The organism is Marivita sp., from assembly GCF_022763305.1.
In the GTDB taxonomy this organism is placed as follows: domain Bacteria; phylum Pseudomonadota; class Alphaproteobacteria; order Rhodobacterales; family Rhodobacteraceae; genus Marivita.
In genome coordinates, this window is the sequence record NZ_JALEGT010000048.1 from 1 (window position 1) to 15,408 (window position 15,408).

General features: G+C 61.0%; 10 protein-coding genes. 8 read left to right on the forward strand and 2 right to left on the reverse strand.

Translation table 11 applies throughout. The features are described 5' to 3' along the window. Positions 1-91 precede the first annotated feature (91 nt). The 7 genes from MRY75_RS08655 (at position 92) to MRY75_RS08685 (ending at position 8,248) form a co-directional block, all read left to right on the forward strand. A complete protein-coding gene (locus MRY75_RS08655) occupies positions 92-1,159 on the forward strand; it encodes an ABC transporter ATP-binding protein (RefSeq protein WP_292307032.1) in 1,068 nt (355 codons plus the stop codon). 6 nt (positions 1,160-1,165) lie between these two features. Beyond that, on the forward strand, positions 1,166-2,251 hold the full coding sequence (locus MRY75_RS08660) for an ABC transporter ATP-binding protein (protein ID WP_292306984.1): 1,086 nt from the start codon (positions 1,166-1,168) through the stop codon (positions 2,249-2,251). Further along, positions 2,251-3,126, forward strand: coding sequence for a carbohydrate ABC transporter permease (locus MRY75_RS08665; RefSeq protein ID WP_292306986.1), 876 nt, complete (start codon positions 2,251-2,253; stop codon positions 3,124-3,126). The genes MRY75_RS08660 and MRY75_RS08665 overlap by 1 nt, the downstream gene beginning before the upstream one ends. Further along, positions 3,123-3,992, forward strand: coding sequence for a carbohydrate ABC transporter permease (locus MRY75_RS08670; RefSeq protein WP_292306987.1), 870 nt, complete (start codon positions 3,123-3,125; stop codon positions 3,990-3,992). Before MRY75_RS08665 ends, MRY75_RS08670 begins: the two co-directional genes overlap by 4 nt. Positions 3,993-3,995: 3 nt before the next feature. Continuing rightward, positions 3,996-4,454, forward strand: coding sequence for a DUF2160 domain-containing protein (locus MRY75_RS08675; protein WP_292306989.1), 459 nt, complete (start codon positions 3,996-3,998; stop codon positions 4,452-4,454). Positions 4,455-4,573: 119 nt separating this feature from the next. Next, positions 4,574-6,271, forward strand: a complete 1,698-nt coding sequence (locus tag MRY75_RS08680) for an ABC transporter substrate-binding protein (protein WP_292306991.1) — start codon at positions 4,574-4,576, stop codon at positions 6,269-6,271. A 186-nt stretch (positions 6,272-6,457) separates the two neighbouring features. Continuing rightward, positions 6,458-8,248 (forward strand): thiamine pyrophosphate-binding protein, encoded by a 1,791-nt coding sequence (locus MRY75_RS08685; protein WP_292306993.1) that lies wholly within the window; start codon positions 6,458-6,460, stop codon positions 8,246-8,248. Positions 8,249-8,387: 139 nt separating this feature from the next. On the opposite strand, the gene MRY75_RS08690 is transcribed toward MRY75_RS08685, so the two are convergent. Beyond that, positions 8,388-9,704 (reverse strand): acetamidase/formamidase family protein, encoded by a 1,317-nt coding sequence (locus MRY75_RS08690; protein WP_292306995.1) that lies wholly within the window; start codon positions 9,702-9,704, stop codon positions 8,388-8,390. Between the two features lie 178 nt (positions 9,705-9,882). Next, a complete protein-coding gene (gene carB / locus MRY75_RS08695) occupies positions 9,883-13,215 on the reverse strand; it encodes a carbamoyl-phosphate synthase large subunit (protein ID WP_292306996.1) in 3,333 nt (1,110 codons plus the stop codon). A gap of 363 nt (positions 13,216-13,578) precedes the next feature. On the opposite strand from carB, the gene aspS reads away from it, so the two are divergent. Next, the gene (gene aspS / locus MRY75_RS08700) at positions 13,579-15,357 is read left to right on the forward strand and encodes an aspartate--tRNA ligase (RefSeq protein WP_292306998.1); all 1,779 of its coding nucleotides are present in this window, start codon (positions 13,579-13,581) and stop codon (positions 15,355-15,357) included. Positions 15,358-15,408 lie beyond the last annotated feature (51 nt).

Consider the following 15,408-nt stretch of genomic DNA (forward strand, 5'->3'; position numbering starts at 1 on the left):
CATAATCAAACAGTACCAGCCGCTGCCCTGTTCAACATGTGGCAGAGTGAATCGGCCTAACAAAAAGTCAGGTCAATTCAGGAGGACGGGTATATCCAAGGTCGTCCGGGGCAAAACGCATATCCACCCGACTGACCTGACGCTGGAACCGGGCACGATGAACGTGCTTCTCGGGCCGACGCTGGCTGGCAAGACGACCCTGATGCGCCTGATGGCCGGTCTCGACAAACCAAGCGAAGGACAGGTTCTGACCCATGGCAAGGATGTCACAGGCGTCCGTGTGCAGGACCGTAAGGTGGCGATGGTCTACCAGCAGTTCATCAACTACCCGTCAATGACCGTTTACGACAACATCGCCTCGCCCTTGCGGCTCTCGGGCAAGAGCAAAGTGGAGATTGACAAGGCCGTACGCGGCACCGCCGAAATGCTGCGCCTCGACGGCATGCTGGATCGCAAACCGCTCGAATTATCGGGGGGGCAACAGCAGCGCTGCGCCCTTGCGCGCGCATTGGTCAAGGAAAGCGATCTGGTTCTTCTGGACGAACCTCTGGCCAACCTCGACTACAAGCTGCGCGAGGAATTGCGCGCTGAAATTCCACGGATCTTCCGCGAAAGCGGTGCAATTTTCGTCTATGCCACGACGGAACCGGAAGAGGCGTTGCTGCTCGGGGGAAACACGGCGACGCTCTGGGAAGGGCGGATCACGCAGTTCGGCCCCGCACCGGAGGTGTATCGCCGACCCAAGGACGCGACGACAGCGCGTGTCTATTCTGATCCGCCCATGAATTTCCTCGATTGTCGCAAGGAGGGTCATCGCTTGATCTTTGGACAGGGCATCGCGGCCCCGGCCGAAGGCGGATTCGCCGCTTTGCCTGACGGTGCCTACCGGGCGGGTTTCCGTCCCAATCATCTCAGGCTCTATGCGCATGGCGGCGACGCGGTTGCTTTCTGTTGCACTCTTGGCATTGCCGAGATCACAGGGTCCGAAACCTTCCTTCACCTGCAACACGACGATCAGAAATGGGTCGCGCTGGTGCATGGCGTGCATCACTTCGATGCCGGGTCGGAGGTCGAGCTCTGGCTCGATCCGGCGTATGTCTATCTGTTTGACGCGGAGGGCCGACTGGCGATGCCAGCGGCCTACGCCGAAGCCGCCTGAGGTCCCATGGCACGCATCGAGCTTTCAAATCTGGCCCACAGCTATCTTGCCCGCCCGAGCGGCGAAGATGATTTTGCGCTCAAGACAATCGACCTGTCTTGGGAAGACGGTGGGGCCTATGCCCTTCTGGGGGCGTCAGGCTGTGGTAAATCCACGCTGCTCAACATCATTTCCGGGCTTCTGGTGCCGACCCGTGGTCAGGTGCTGTTCAACGGCGATGACATGACGGCAGCCCCCACAACGGAACGCAACATTGCGCAGGTGTTCCAGTTCCCGGTCGTCTACGACACGATGACCGTGCGCGACAACCTTGCCTTCCCCTTGCGCAATCGGGGCATGGAGGCAGGCTATATCGGCCAACGCGTCAAGCAGATCGCAGCGATGATCGGCATGGAGGATCAGCTGTCACGCAAGGCGCGCGGTCTGACAGCCGATGAGAAACAGAAGATCAGCCTAGGGCGCGGCATGGTCCGAGAGGATGTGAATGCAATCCTCTTTGACGAACCTCTGACCGTGATCGACCCCCACATGAAATGGGAGCTTCGCACTCAGCTCAAGCAGCTGCACCGAGAATTCGGGCATACGATGATCTACGTCACACATGACCAGACAGAGGCGCTGACCTTTGCCGACAAGGTTGTGGTCATGCACGATGGCCGAGTCGTGCAACTGGGAACTCCGGATGAGCTTTTCGAGCGTCCGGCGCACACCTTCGTTGGCTATTTCATCGGCTCGCCCGGCATGAATCTGCTGGATGCACAGATCTCGGGAAACCGCGCCGTGATCGCCGGTCGCGAAATCCCTCTCCCGGGCACCTACGACGCTTTGCGGGGACGCACACAGATCGGCATCCGCCCCGAATTCGTGAGCTTCACCGACGAACCGGGCCTGCCCGTCACAGTGACGCGCGTCGAAGATGTTGGGCGCCACAGGATCGTACGGGCCGATCTTGCCGGCACGCCCATCAATGCCGTTCTTCCGGAACGCGCGCCCATTCCTGCAGATGCGAACCAAGTGGTCTTCGCGCCCGAACAGATCGGCGTTTTCGTCGATGACTGGCGGGTCGATCCGCTGGCAAGAGAGGTGGCCTGATGGACAAGACTCAGAACAACCGCGCCTGGTTCATGGTGTTGCCGGTGCTTCTGCTGGTGGCCTTTTCTGCGATCCTGCCCTTGATGACGGTCGTCAACTACGCGTTCAATGACACGTTCGGAAACAATGTCTTTTTCTGGGTCGGGCTCGAATGGTTCGAAGAGGTGTTGCAGTCCGACCGCATGTGGGAAGCGCTGCAGCGCCAGCTGATCTTCTCGGCAGCCATCCTTGCCATCGAAGTGCCGCTAGGCATTGCCGTCGCGCTGGCCATGCCCAAGAAGGGCATATGGGCCTCGGTCTGCCTTGTGCTCATGGCGCTGCCATTGCTGATCCCGTGGAACGTGGTCGGCACCATCTGGCAGGTCTTCGCGCGCATCGACATCGGCCTTCTTGGCAATGCGCTCGGACAGATCGGCATCGACTTCAACATCGGTCAGAACGCAACGGCCGCCTGGGTTACGGTCATCATGATGGATGTCTGGCACTGGACCTCACTCGTGGTGCTGCTGGCCTATGCCGGATTGCAATCCATCCCCGATGCCTACTACCAGGCTGCCAAGATCGACCAGGCAAGCCGCTGGGCCGTGTTCCGCTATGTCGAGCTGCCCAAGCTCAAGGGCGTGCTGCTGATCGCAATCCTGCTGCGGTTCATGGACAGCTTCATGATCTACACCGAGCCCTTCGTCGTCACGGGCGGCGGCCCGGGTTCGACCACGACGTTCCTGTCCATCGACCTCGTCAAGATGGCGCTGGGGCAGTTCGACCTGGGTCCGGCAGCAGCGTTCTCGATCATGTACTTCCTCGTGATCCTGCTGGTGAGCTGGGCCTTCTACACGATCATGGTGAATCTCGACCGAGAGGAGCGCAACGAATGACCGCCGCCGACACACAGACCGCGACGCGCAGCACTCGGGCGCAGACAGGCGACAATGCCGGATTCCGGAGGGCAGTATCCTACGCCGTTCTGATCGGCTACCTGTTGTTCCTTCTGGTGCCGATCTACTGGCTCGTGAACATGAGCTTCAAGACCAACACCGAGATCCTGAGCTCGCTCAACCTTCTGCCTGCGGAGCCGACGGTCCAGAACTATGCCGTGATCCTGACGGATCCGACCTGGTACATGGGTTACGTGAACTCACTCATCTACGTGGTGATGAACACCGTCATCAGCGTCACCGTGGCATTGCCAGCAGCCTATGCCTTCAGTCGCTACAGTTTCATCGGCGACAAGCACTTGTTCTTCTGGCTGCTGACCAACCGCATGGCACCCCCGGCTGTTTTCGCACTGCCGTTCTTCCAGCTTTACAGCTCCATCGGGCTCTTCGACACGCATATCGCTGTGGCGCTCGCACATTGCCTCTTCAATGTGCCTTTGGCGGTCTGGATTCTTGAAGGCTTCATGCGGGGTGTGCCCAAGGAAATCGACGAAACGGCTTATATCGACGGCTATTCGTGGGGTCGGTTCTTCGTGAAGATCTTTATGCCTCTGATTGCCTCCGGCATCGGCGTGGCCGCGTTCTTCTGCTTCATGTTCTCGTGGGTGGACCTGCTTCTTTCGCGCACTCTGACGTCGGTCAACGTCAAGACGATCGGGGTTGCCATGACCCGCACCTCGTCCGCCACGGGCCTCGATTACGGCACATTGGCTGCGGCGGGTGTTCTGACGATCATCCCCGGAGCGCTCGTGATCTGGTTTGTCCGCAACTACATCGCCAAGGGCTTTGCCCTGGGGAGGGTGTGATCCATGTCCGGCAACCCCGAACTCAGCACGCCGCCGCGTGGCGGCACCGGAGCCCGCAAAGCAGATCGCGCCCGGATCGGCCCGGTTGCCGTGATCGCGGTCACACTCCTCGGCATCGCGCTTGCGGTCATCCTGTGGTTCGTTCCCCGCGACGGCGGCGAATGGCTCTGGACCGAACAAATGGTGCCCGGCGGCTGGATGGCGTGGTCAGCGCCGGTGGCGCTGTTCTTCTGGATCATCGCGGCCATTCTGACCGCTTTCACGCTGCTGGCCATCCGTTACCCCGAAACGCCACGGGTCGGCATGCTCGGGATCGAAACAACACGGGGCGACCGGCTGTTCATAACGCTGCTGGGGTCGGCCTTTATCAACATCGCGTGGCTTGGCCTCGAGGTGGGACCGCAGCCTTGGGCGCTGGCGGCCTGCGCGGTCTATGCGGCGCTCGTATTCTGGAAGGTTTGAGGCCTTGCCCGGCCTCTTGAAGAGCACCTGTCCGAAAGAGCCACAATCCCGGCCAACGGACACCTGCAAGTGAGAACGACTACGGTCATCAAGGGAGGAAAATGATGAGAAGATTACTCATGTCAACGGCAGCGGCCTCGCTGTGTTTTGGCATGCCGGCCTTCGCCGGCATGGAAGAGGCGATGGAGTTCCTCGACTCCGAGATCGGCGGTCTGTCCGTCCTGACGCGCGAGGAACAGGAAGCCGAGATGCAGTGGTTCGTGGACGCCGCCGCGCCGTTCCAGGGTATGGAGATCAAGGTGGTCTCCGAAACCATCACCACGCATGAATACGAATCCCAGGTCCTAGCCCCTGCTTTCACGGCCATCACCGGTATTCAGGTCACCCATGACCTGATCGGCGAAGGCGACGTGGTGGAACGTCTGCAGACCCAGATGCAGTCAGGCGAGAATATCTACGATGCCTATATCAACGATTCCGACCTGATCGGCACCCACTGGCGCTATCAGCAGGTCCGTAACCTGACCGACTGGATGGCGGATGAAGGCTCGGATGTGACGCTGCCGACGCTGGACCTCGAGGATTTCATCGGCACCAGCTTCACCACAGGACCGGATGGCAAGCTCTACCAGCTGCCGGACCAGCAGTTCGCGAACCTTTACTGGTTCCGCTACGACTGGTTCAACGACGAAAAGAACCAGGCCGATTTCAAGGCGGCGTATGGTTATGACCTCGGCGTTCCCGTGACGTGGTCGGCATACGAGGACATCGCGGAATTCTTCACGGGTCGCGACCTGTCGCATCTGGGTGTCGAAGGCCAGATCTTCGGCAACATGGACTACGGCAAAAAAGACCCGTCGCTTGGTTGGCGCTACACCGATGCGTGGATGTCCATGGCTGGTATGGGCGACAAGGGTGAGCCCAACGGCTTGCCCGTGGACGAATGGGGCATTCGTGTGAACGAGCAGTCCCAGCCGGTTGGTTCCTGCGTTGCACGCGGCGGTGCCACCAATTCGCCAGCAGCGGTCTACGCGATCGACAAGGCCAAGGAATGGCTCGAGAAGTATTCGCCCCCGGCTGCAGCAGGCATGAACTTTGCCGAAGCCGGTGCCGTACCTGCACAGGGCAACATCGCCCAGCAGATGTTCTGGTACACCGCCTTCACCGCGAACATGGTGGAGCCCGGTCTGCCGGTCATGAACGAGGACGGCACGCCCAAGTGGCGCATGGCTCCGAGCCCGCATGGCAAGTATTGGGAAGAAGGCATGAAGGTGGGCTATCAGGACGCCGGTTCCTGGACGCTCATGAAGTCGACCCCGGTCGATCGCGCAAAGGCAGCATGGCTTTATGCCCAATTCGTCGTGTCCAAGACCGTCGATCTCAAGAAGTCCGATGTCGGTCTGACCTTCATCCGCGAGTCGACGATCAACTCCGATCACTTCTCTGACCGCGCGCCGCGCCTTGGGGGTCTGATCGAATTCTATCGCTCACCAGCCCGTCTGGCCTGGTCGCCGACCGGCACCAACGTTCCGGATTATCCGAAGCTGGCACAGCTCTGGTGGCAGAACATCGGTGACGCGCTTTCGGGCGAAAAGAGCTCGCAGGAAGCCCTCGACTCGCTTTGCGAAGAACAGGAGCGCGTGCTTCAGCGTCTCGAGCGTGCGGGCATCATGGGTGACATCGGGCCCAAGCTCAACGACGAGCAGGACCCGGAATACTGGCTGAGCCAGCCAGGTGCGCCGAAGGCCGCCATCGATGGCGAGGAAGAGCCGATCACCGTCGCTTATGACGAACTGATCAAGTCCTGGAACCAGTGATCCAGACTCTCGGGACCGGCGTTCGCGCCGGTCCCATCACCCAACAGGCGGTGGGTTGATATCTTGCCCCGCAGGATTGCGGGGCCGGTTATGAACCCACCATCCGCCCTGTTTTTCCTGGCTGCACACCGGGTCACGGAGACCCGGCTCTCCAAGAGCGGCCTGACGTCACGAAGGAGACCTCCCATGTCCGAACCCAAACCCCATGCCGGTGATCTTCTGGTCGAGATGCTGATCGACTACGGCGTCGAATATGTCTTTGGCATGCCCGGAGGCCAGACAACGGCGCTGCACGACGCGATCCTGCGGCGACAGGACAAAATCCAGCATGTTCTGATGCGAGATGAGCGCAACGCGGCATATGCCGCTGATGGATACGCCCGGGTAAGCGGCAAGGTCGGTGTCTGCGACGTGACCGTCGGGCCCGGTGCCAACCTGCTGCCCGCCGGCTTTCTCGAGGCGCTGAACGCATCGATTCCGATGGTGGGGATTGTCGGAGACGTGCCGCTTGACTGGTTGTCGCTCAAGACCAAGGGCATTGCGAGCCAGGGCTTTGATCAGGTGGCTTTCTTCAAGACCTGCTGCAAGGATGCGTTCCAGGTGCCCACGCTGGCCAGCCTGCCGGAACTGGTGCGCACTGCCTTCCGGATCGCCACCGCGCCGCGCCCGGGTCCGGTCGCACTGGTTATCCCGCACGACATTTTCGATGCCGATTGGGATCGTGACGCGCTCAAGGCGGTCACGGATTCACGCACCATCCGCAGCCCCTATCTGCGGTCGACGGCGCCCAGATCGGCGATCGCGGATGCCGCGGACCTCATCGCCAAGGCCAAGCGCCCGGCGTTGGTCTGTGGCGGTGGTGTACACGGATCGGAAGCCGCTGAGCATGTGACCGCCTTTGCCGACAAGATGGGGGGGCTTGTTGTCTCGTCGCTTACGGGCAAGGGTTCTGTGCCTGAAACCCGGGACTACCACGCCGGGGTGCTCAATCCACTTGGCTCCCTGGCGGCGATCGAACTGATCGGCGAGGCGGATCTCGTGATCTGGTGCGGCTCCAAAGTCAGTCAGAACACCGGGATGAACTGGACGCTGCCGACACCGAACCAAGCCACGATCACCATCGACATGGATCCGCTGGAGCATGGGCGCACGTTCAGGCCGACCGTGCCGCTGCTGGGCGATGTCCGTGAAACAATCCTTGCCCTGACAGATGCCATGGGCGACCGCGCTGCTGCCAACCCGGACTGGCTGGCCCGCATCGCCGAAGTCAAACAGAGTTGCGATGCGATCAAGGCAACCGAAATGGCGTCGGACAAGATTCCCGTCCAGCCGCCGCGCATCATGGCCGAAGTCGCCAAGCGGCTTGGCGAGGATGATATTGTGGTGTCCGACGCATCGTTCTCGGCAGGTTGGATCTCGGGGTATCTGCCCGCAAAGAAACCCGCTCGTCAGTTCCTCTTCGCGCGCGGACAAGGCGGGCTTGGGTATTCGGTCCCCGGTGCCATCGGCGCGGCCACGGTGCTGAAGCCCGGCGCCCGCGTCGTGACCGTGGCAGGCGATGGCGGGTTTTCCTACACGGTGGGCGAATTGGCGACGATGGCGCAGTACAATCAGCGCGTCGTCAACATCGTCATCAACAACGGAAAACTGGGCTGGATCAATTTCTGGCAGAAGTTCTATTTCGGCCAAACCATCTCGGTCGATCTCGAAACGCAGAGTGCCGTGCCCGGCTACGCTGCTGCGGCATCTGCCCTTGGCCTAAAGGGCATCTATGTCGAGAAACCCGACGAGATCGCCGCTGCGCTGGACGAGGCCTTCGCCCATGATGGGCCCTCAGTCGTGGAGGTGCGCATCGACGAAATGGCGACGCCGATCCATTCCTTCAAACGCCGTCTGCAGGAACCTGACGACAAGGAACGTGTCCGGCCCGGCAAGGTCTACAAGTTGCGGGATTGGAAGGTCTCACCGGACCTGTAATCACAACCGTCAGGTCCAACCGTTCGGTTGGGCCTGACGTTTCGTACGGGTAGACTCGTCGAAAGTGCTCGATTCCGCCGTTTGCAGCCAATTATGGCTGCGAAGACGCGGGTTCGCTCCGCAGCCATACGTTTGAGGTCTATAGACCGTACTGTTCGCGTGCGTAGTCTCCCAGACCAACTGCATCCAGCTTGGACAGCGGTGCGAGGAACGTCACCTGGATCACGCCGGGTGCGCGCCCGATCTCGATGGCGCCATTCACCGTCGCGCGGTTGCGCACTTCGGCCACCGTCATGCCCAGCAGGGTCGCAGCGCGGGCCAGACCATTCTCGATGGCTGCGTTCAGGTTGGCAGCGGTTCCGATCACCGAGATCGGCGCCAGATCGTCCAACTCGGACACGCCCCATTTGGAAGCAAGCTTCTGTCCTTTTGCTTTTTCTGCTTCGCTGAAAGGCTTGGCCAGAGGCGGCAGGTCCTCTTCGAGCGGGAACAGCACGGGACCGTCGATCGGGTAGTTCTTGAGCACTTCGACCTGAAGCGTCACGCTGCCCGACACATCCATGGTGTGACCGGCGATTTCACCATCGCCCTGCCCTGCGTGCATGTCTCCCATGTAGACCCCTGCGCCGGGTACCTTGACCGGGCAGACGATGATCGCACCAGCACGCACCGCGTCGATGTCCATGTGCCCGTCGGTCTTGTGTTCGGCCAGCTGTTCTTCTGTGATGGCATAGTCATGCGGTGCCCCGACCAGAAACGCGCCGAAATCGCCCGCGTTGTGACTGTCGGGCATGGCCATGGACGGGCAGGTGCCCAGCTGCCCCATGAACGGACGCATTCGGACCAGCGTGCCCGGCATGTCCGATGGCGCAAAGGTCAGGATTGAATGCTGGCGACTGCCATCCGGCAATGCAGCGAAGTGATCGGCGTCGCGCGCGATGGTCTCTGCTGCCGTTTGCGGAAGGGTCAGACCGACGGTGCGGGTCTCTTCGAATGTGACGGTATACCCATGTACGATCTCGAAGGGTTTGACGGCATTGCCGCAGGCGTCACACTTCACCGCGTCCTGACCAATTCCCTCGACATGAGTTTCGGGCCAGACGGTGTCGCAGACCGGGCAGCGCGCCGCGACATAGGGATCGCCCAGACAGAACCCCTCGGGCGAGCTGTCGTGGCCGGACGCTGTGGCAATCGACGTGACCGTGATGTCCCGGATGCGGATGGCGACGGCATCGCCGACCTCGGCACCCTGAACGAAGACAGGGGTTGTCACTTCGTGACCGCCCCGCAGGCGCGGCGTGATCATCGGACCCCAACACCCCGGTGCGGTATTGGCGATGATCGTGCCGCCGTTCTCGATCGGGCCGAGCATCGGCGCCTTCGGATCGAGAACCGAGTTTGTGAATTCCGAAACTACGACGCTTCGCCGGGATGGCGTGCTGCTTCCATCAGGCATTTCGGGGCTCCCTCGCTGCTGTGATTTTGTGAGAAAAGTTTAGGTCTCCTTGACCAAGGGGCAAGACGTGTTCTCTGCCGAGGCAGGTCAAGACTTTCGCCATCGAGCGCAAACACGAAACCGCCCGCCTCAGGACAGAGGCGGGCGGTCTGAATGACCCCTTGATCCGGACGATGCGTCAGGCTTGCAGTGGTTTGACCACCAGTTCGCCTTCTTCCTGCGCTTTCATCGCGAGCGCTGCGGCATGTGCACCTGCGGCCGTGGTGAAATACGGGATCTTGTCATACAAAGCGACAGATCGGATTTCCCGGCTGTCCTCGACAGACGCCGCGCCCTCGGTCGTGTTCATGACAAGGTCGATGCCACCATCCTTCATCAGGTCGACGATGTTCGGGCGCCCTTCGTAGACCTTTTTTGTGGTCTCGCAGGTCAGGCCATGATCCGACAGGAACTTGGCCGTCCCCGATGTCGCAACGATCTTGAACCCGAGATCGATCAGAATGCGCGCCGTTTCGACCAGTTGGTCGGTCTTGTCGTCGTCCTTGATCGAGAAGAACACGCTGCCCGAGCGCGGCAGGTGGTTGCCTGCACCAAGCTGAGCCTTGAGGAACGCGCGCGGGAAGGACCGATCCCAGCCCATGACCTCACCGGTCGAGCGCATTTCCGGCCCAAGGATCGTGTCCACGCCCGGGAAGCGGGCAAAGGGCAGCACCGCTTCCTTGACCGAGAACCAGGGCATCATCGGGTCCGCGAGGGTCATCGGATCGGCCAGCGGCAGCACGGTGTCGTAGTCTGCGTTCTCCGGATAGGGATCGCGCAACGGGAAGTTGGTCAGCGGCTCGCCCGCCATCACGCGCGCGGCAATCGACGCAATCGCCGAATCCGTTGCCTTGGCGACAAACGGGACGGTGCGCGAGGCGCGCGGGTTCACCTCGATCAGGTAGACCTCGCCATCCTTGATCGCGAACTGGACGTTCATCAGTCCGACGACGTTGAGCGCAAGAGCAAGCGCTTCGGTCTGGCGTTTGATTTCGGTCAGAAGATCGTCGGACAGTGAATAGGGCGGAAGCGAGCAGGCGCTGTCGCCGGAATGCACGCCGGCTTCTTCGATATGCTGCATGATACCCGCAACATGCACGCGGGTTCCGTCGCAGATTGCGTCGACATCCAGTTCGACTGCGCCCGACAGATAGCTGTCGAGAAGCACCGGGCTGTCGCCAGACACGACCACGGCTTCATTGATGTAGCGTTCGAGATGCGCCATGTCGCGGACGATTTCCATCGCGCGTCCACCCAGAACGTAAGAGGGGCGGATCACCAGCGGGAACCCGATCTTCTCGGCAATCGCCATCGCCTGTTCACCCGTGGACGCGATGCCATTGTTCGGCTGCTTCAGACCAAGCTTGTTGACCAGATCCTGGAACCGTTCGCGGTCTTCCGCAAGGTCGATGGCGTCGGGTGTCGTGCCGAGGATCGGAATGCCTTCGGCTTCGAGGGCATTGGCCAGCTTGAGCGGGGTCTGCCCGCCGAACTGAACGATCACCCCGTGCAGTGTGCCGTTTTCCTGTTCGACGCGCAGAATCTCGAGCACGTGTTCAAAGGTCAGCGGTTCGAAATAGAGCCGGTCCGACGTGTCGTAGTCGGTCGACACGGTTTCCGGGTTGCAGTTGACCATGATGGTCTCAAAGCCCGCATCGGTCAGGGCGAAACACGCATGGCAGCAGCAATAGTCGAATTCGATGCCCTGGCCGATCCGGTTGGGGCCGCCTCCAAGGATGACAACCTTCTTGCGGTCGCTGGGCCGCGCCTCGCATTCCACGTCGCCCATCATCGGGGTTTCGTAAGTCGAATACATGTAAGGCGTCTGTGCTTCGAATTCGGCCGCGCAGGTGTCGATACGTTTGAAGCTGGCCTTGACGTTCAGCTTCAGACGCCGGGCGCGAACATCTTTTTCCGTGGTGCCGGTCAGCTTTGCGAGCCGGGCATCGGTGAAGCCCAGCATCTTGAGCGCGCGCATGCCGCTTTCGTCCATGGGAAGACCCTCGGCGCGGACCTGATCTTCGGCCTCCACGATTTCCCGGATGCGGGCCAGGAACCATGGATCGAACATGGTCGTCGCGTGGATGTCGTCATCCGACAGGCCGTGACGCATGGCCTGAGCAATGGTGCGCATGCGGTCCGGCGTCTGCTGGCTGATCGCCTTGATGACGGCGGATTTCTCCGGCGCGCCTTCGATCACGACCTCGTCAAAGCCTGTCAGACCGGATTCCATGGACGCCAGTGCCTTTTGCAGCGACTCGTGGATCGTGCGGCCGATGGCCATCGCTTCGCCGACGGATTTCATTGCGGTTGTCAGGTGCGGTTCTGAGCCCGGGAATTTCTCGAAGGCGAATTTCGGGATTTTCGTCACGACATAGTCGATGGTCGGTTCGAAGCTCGCCGGTGTGACCTTGGTGATATCGTTGTCGAGCTCGTCCAGTGTATAGCCCACAGCGAGCTTTGCCGCGATTTTGGCGATGGGAAAGCCGGTCGCCTTTGAGGCCAGCGCCGAAGAGCGGCTGACGCGCGGGTTCATTTCGATCACGACCATACGGCCGTCCTGCGGATTTATGGCCCATTGCACGTTCGACCCACCGGTCTCGACACCGATCTCGCGCAGAACGGCGATCGAGCCGTTGCGCATGATCTGGTATTCCTTGTCGGTCAGCGTCAGGGCAGGGGCCACGGTGATCGAGTCGCCGGTATGCACACCCATCGGGTCGACGTTTTCGATGGCACAGACGATGATCGCGTTGTCGGCGCGATCGCGCACGACTTCCATCTCGAATTCCTTCCAGCCCAGAAGCGACTCGTCGACGAGGATCTGGTTGACCGGCGATGCATCCATGCCGGACCGGCAGTAATGAACGAAGTCCTCGCGGTTATACGCGACACCGCCGCCGGTGCCGCCCAGCGTAAAGGCGGGTCGGATGATTGCGGGCAGGCCGATATGCTCGAGCTCTGCCAGCGCCAGCGCGACACCTGCCTCGAGATCGGCGTTGCCATTGGCCTTTTTGGGTGCCGTGATGATCGTGGCCTTGGGGTTTTCGAGTCCGATCCGATCCATCGCCTCGCGGAAAAGCTTGCGGTCTTCGGCCATTTCGATGGCTTCCCGCTTGGCGCCGATCATCTCGACCCCGAATTTGGCAAGCACTCCCATCTCTTCGAGGGCGAGCGACGTGTTGAGACCGGTCTGCCCCCCCATCGTCGGAAGAAGCGCGTCGGGGCGTTCCTTTTCGATGATCTTGGCAACGACCTCGGGGGTGATCGGTTCGATATAGGTGGCGTCGGCCAGCTCCGGATCGGTCATAATCGTGGCCGGGTTAGAGTTGACGAGGATCACCCGGTAGCCTTCTTCGCGCAAAGCCTTGCACGCCTGTGCGCCGGAATAGTCGAACTCGCAGGCCTGCCCGATGACAATGGGCCCGGCTCCGATGATCATGATGGACTTGATATCGGTACGTTTGGGCATCGTGTCACCTCGTGTCGCGCGGATCCGGGGCCGGGGACATCCCCGGCGGGCAAATTCCAGCGGGTTATAGACATGCGCGGGTGACGTTCAAGCCTCTTGAGGCCCTGTTTTTCGACTGCAGGTGCATTTCCGCGAAGCGCTGCATGCCTGTTGCGCCGGTTTCGCGTTGATGTGCAGGATCTTCGGCGAAAACCGCAGGTGCAGCATTATGCGCAGGCAGCGATTCAGGAACGCTTCCATTGGCGGAACCGGCGCAAAATCACGCGCGCGGACGTGCGAATCCCACACGGTGACTGGACTTTTGTGCGAAGCTGCATCATTGAGCCGGGCGACTTGAGATCTACACAGAATTGGGAATCCGACATGCATGCCTTTCGCAGCCACACCTGCGCCGATCTGACCAAGGCCGATGTTGGCCAGACCGTCCGCCTGTCTGGCTGGGTGAACCGCATCCGGGACCACGGCGGCGTCCTCTTCATCGACCTGCGCGACCATTACGGGGTCACACAGCTCTTGTGCGATCCCGACAGCCCGGTCTTTTCGGAAGTTGAAAAGGTGCGCTCCGAATGGTGCATCCGGATCGATGGCGAAGTGAAGGCGCGTGACGAAAGCCTCGTGAACCCGAAACTGCCGACCGGCGAAATCGAGGTGTTCATCCGCGATCTCGACGTGCTTGGCGCGGCGGAAGAGCTGCCGCTCATCGTGTTCGGCGATCAGGAATATCCCGAGGAAACCCGCCTGCGCTATCGGTTCCTCGACCTGCGGCGCGAGTCGATGCAGCGCAACATGACGCTGCGCTCGGATGTTGTCGCGTCGATCCGCAAGCGGATGTGGGACAGTGGTTTCCGCGAATACCAGACCCCGATCATCACCGCCTCCAGCCCTGAAGGCGCGCGCGACTTCCTTGTTCCGAGCCGTCTGCATCCGGGCAAGTTCTATGCGCTGCCGCAGGCCCCGCAGCAGTTCAAGCAGCTGATCATGGTCAGCGGGTTCGACAAATATTTCCAGATCGCGCCCTGTTTCCGAGACGAAGATCCGCGCGCTGACCGGTCGCCGACGGATTTCTATCAGCTGGACATGGAGATGTCCTTTGTTAGCCAGCAGGACGTGTTCGACACAGTCCAGCCGGTGGTTCGCGGTATCTTCGAAGAGTTCGGTGGCGGGCGGAAGGTCGATGCCGAGTGGCCGCAGATCTCGTATCGCGACGCAGCACTCTGGTATGGCACTGACAAGCCGGACCTGCGCAACCCGATCAAGATGCAGGTCGTCTCCGAGCATTTCCGCGACTCGGGCTTTGCCATCTTTGCCAAGCTCCTTGAGCAGGACGGCACCGAGATCCGTGCGATCCCGGCACCTACGGGTGGCAGCCGCAAGTTCTGTGACCGAATGAACGCCTTTGCGCAGAAGGAAGGTTTGCCCGGCATGGGCTATATCTTCTGGCGTGAGGGCGACGACGGGATGGAAGCGGCAGGTCCGCTTGCCAAGAACATCGGACCCGAGCGGACCGAGGCGATCCGCCAGCAACTGGGTCTGGGCGTTGGAGATGCCGCGTTCTTCCTGGGAGGCAAGCCCGCGAAATTCGAGGCCGTGGCCGGACGCGCTCGCGTGGTGATCGGCAACGAACTTGGGCTGACGGATCAGGACCGCTTTGCCTTTGCGTGGATCGTCGATTTCCCGATGTACGAAAAGGACGAAGAGACCGGCAAGGTCGACTTCAGTCACAACCCGTTCTCGATGCCGCAAGGAGGCATGGAGGCTCTGAATGGCGATCCTCTGGATGTGCTGGGTTACCAGTACGACCTTGCGTGCAACGGCTACGAGCTCATTTCCGGCGCGATCCGGAACCACAAGCCAGAAATCATGTTCAAGGCCTTTGAACTGGCCGGGTATGGCGAAGACGAAGTGCGCAAGCGCTTTGGTGGTATGGTCAATGCGTTCCGCTTCGGTGCCCCGCCGCACGGCGGCTGTGCCGCCGGGATCGACCGTATCGTGATGCTGCTGGCCGACACCGCGAACATCCGCGAAGTCATCATGTTCCCGATGAACCAGCGGGCCGAGGATCTGATGATGAACGCACCGTCCGAAGCGACAAGCGACCAGTTGATGGAACTGGGCCTTCGCGTTCTGCCGAAGGAAGACTGACCGGACCCGCGTGTCGGATGCCGGATCGGGTGATCCGTTGATGTATTGTGA

Bases quoted from the DNA above. Each gene is read 5' to 3' on its own strand.
- MRY75_RS08660 (WP_292306984.1), top strand. From the start codon at position 1,166: ATGGCACGCATCGAGCTTTCAAATCTGGCCCACAGCTATCTTGCCCGC.
- MRY75_RS08665 (WP_292306986.1), top strand. From the start codon at position 2,251: ATGGACAAGACTCAGAACAACCGCGCCTGGTTCATGGTGTTGCCGGTG.
- MRY75_RS08670 (WP_292306987.1), top strand. From the start codon at position 3,123: ATGACCGCCGCCGACACACAGACCGCGACGCGCAGCACTCGGGCGCAG.
- MRY75_RS08675 (WP_292306989.1), top strand. From the start codon at position 3,996: ATGTCCGGCAACCCCGAACTCAGCACGCCGCCGCGTGGCGGCACCGGA.
- MRY75_RS08680 (WP_292306991.1), top strand. From the start codon at position 4,574: ATGTCAACGGCAGCGGCCTCGCTGTGTTTTGGCATGCCGGCCTTCGCC.
- MRY75_RS08685 (WP_292306993.1), top strand. From the start codon at position 6,458: ATGTCCGAACCCAAACCCCATGCCGGTGATCTTCTGGTCGAGATGCTG.
- MRY75_RS08690 (WP_292306995.1), bottom strand. From the start codon at position 9,704: ATGCCTGATGGAAGCAGCACGCCATCCCGGCGAAGCGTCGTAGTTTCG.
- carB (WP_292306996.1), bottom strand. From the start codon at position 13,215: ATGCCCAAACGTACCGATATCAAGTCCATCATGATCATCGGAGCCGGG.
- aspS (WP_292306998.1), top strand. From the start codon at position 13,579: ATGCATGCCTTTCGCAGCCACACCTGCGCCGATCTGACCAAGGCCGAT.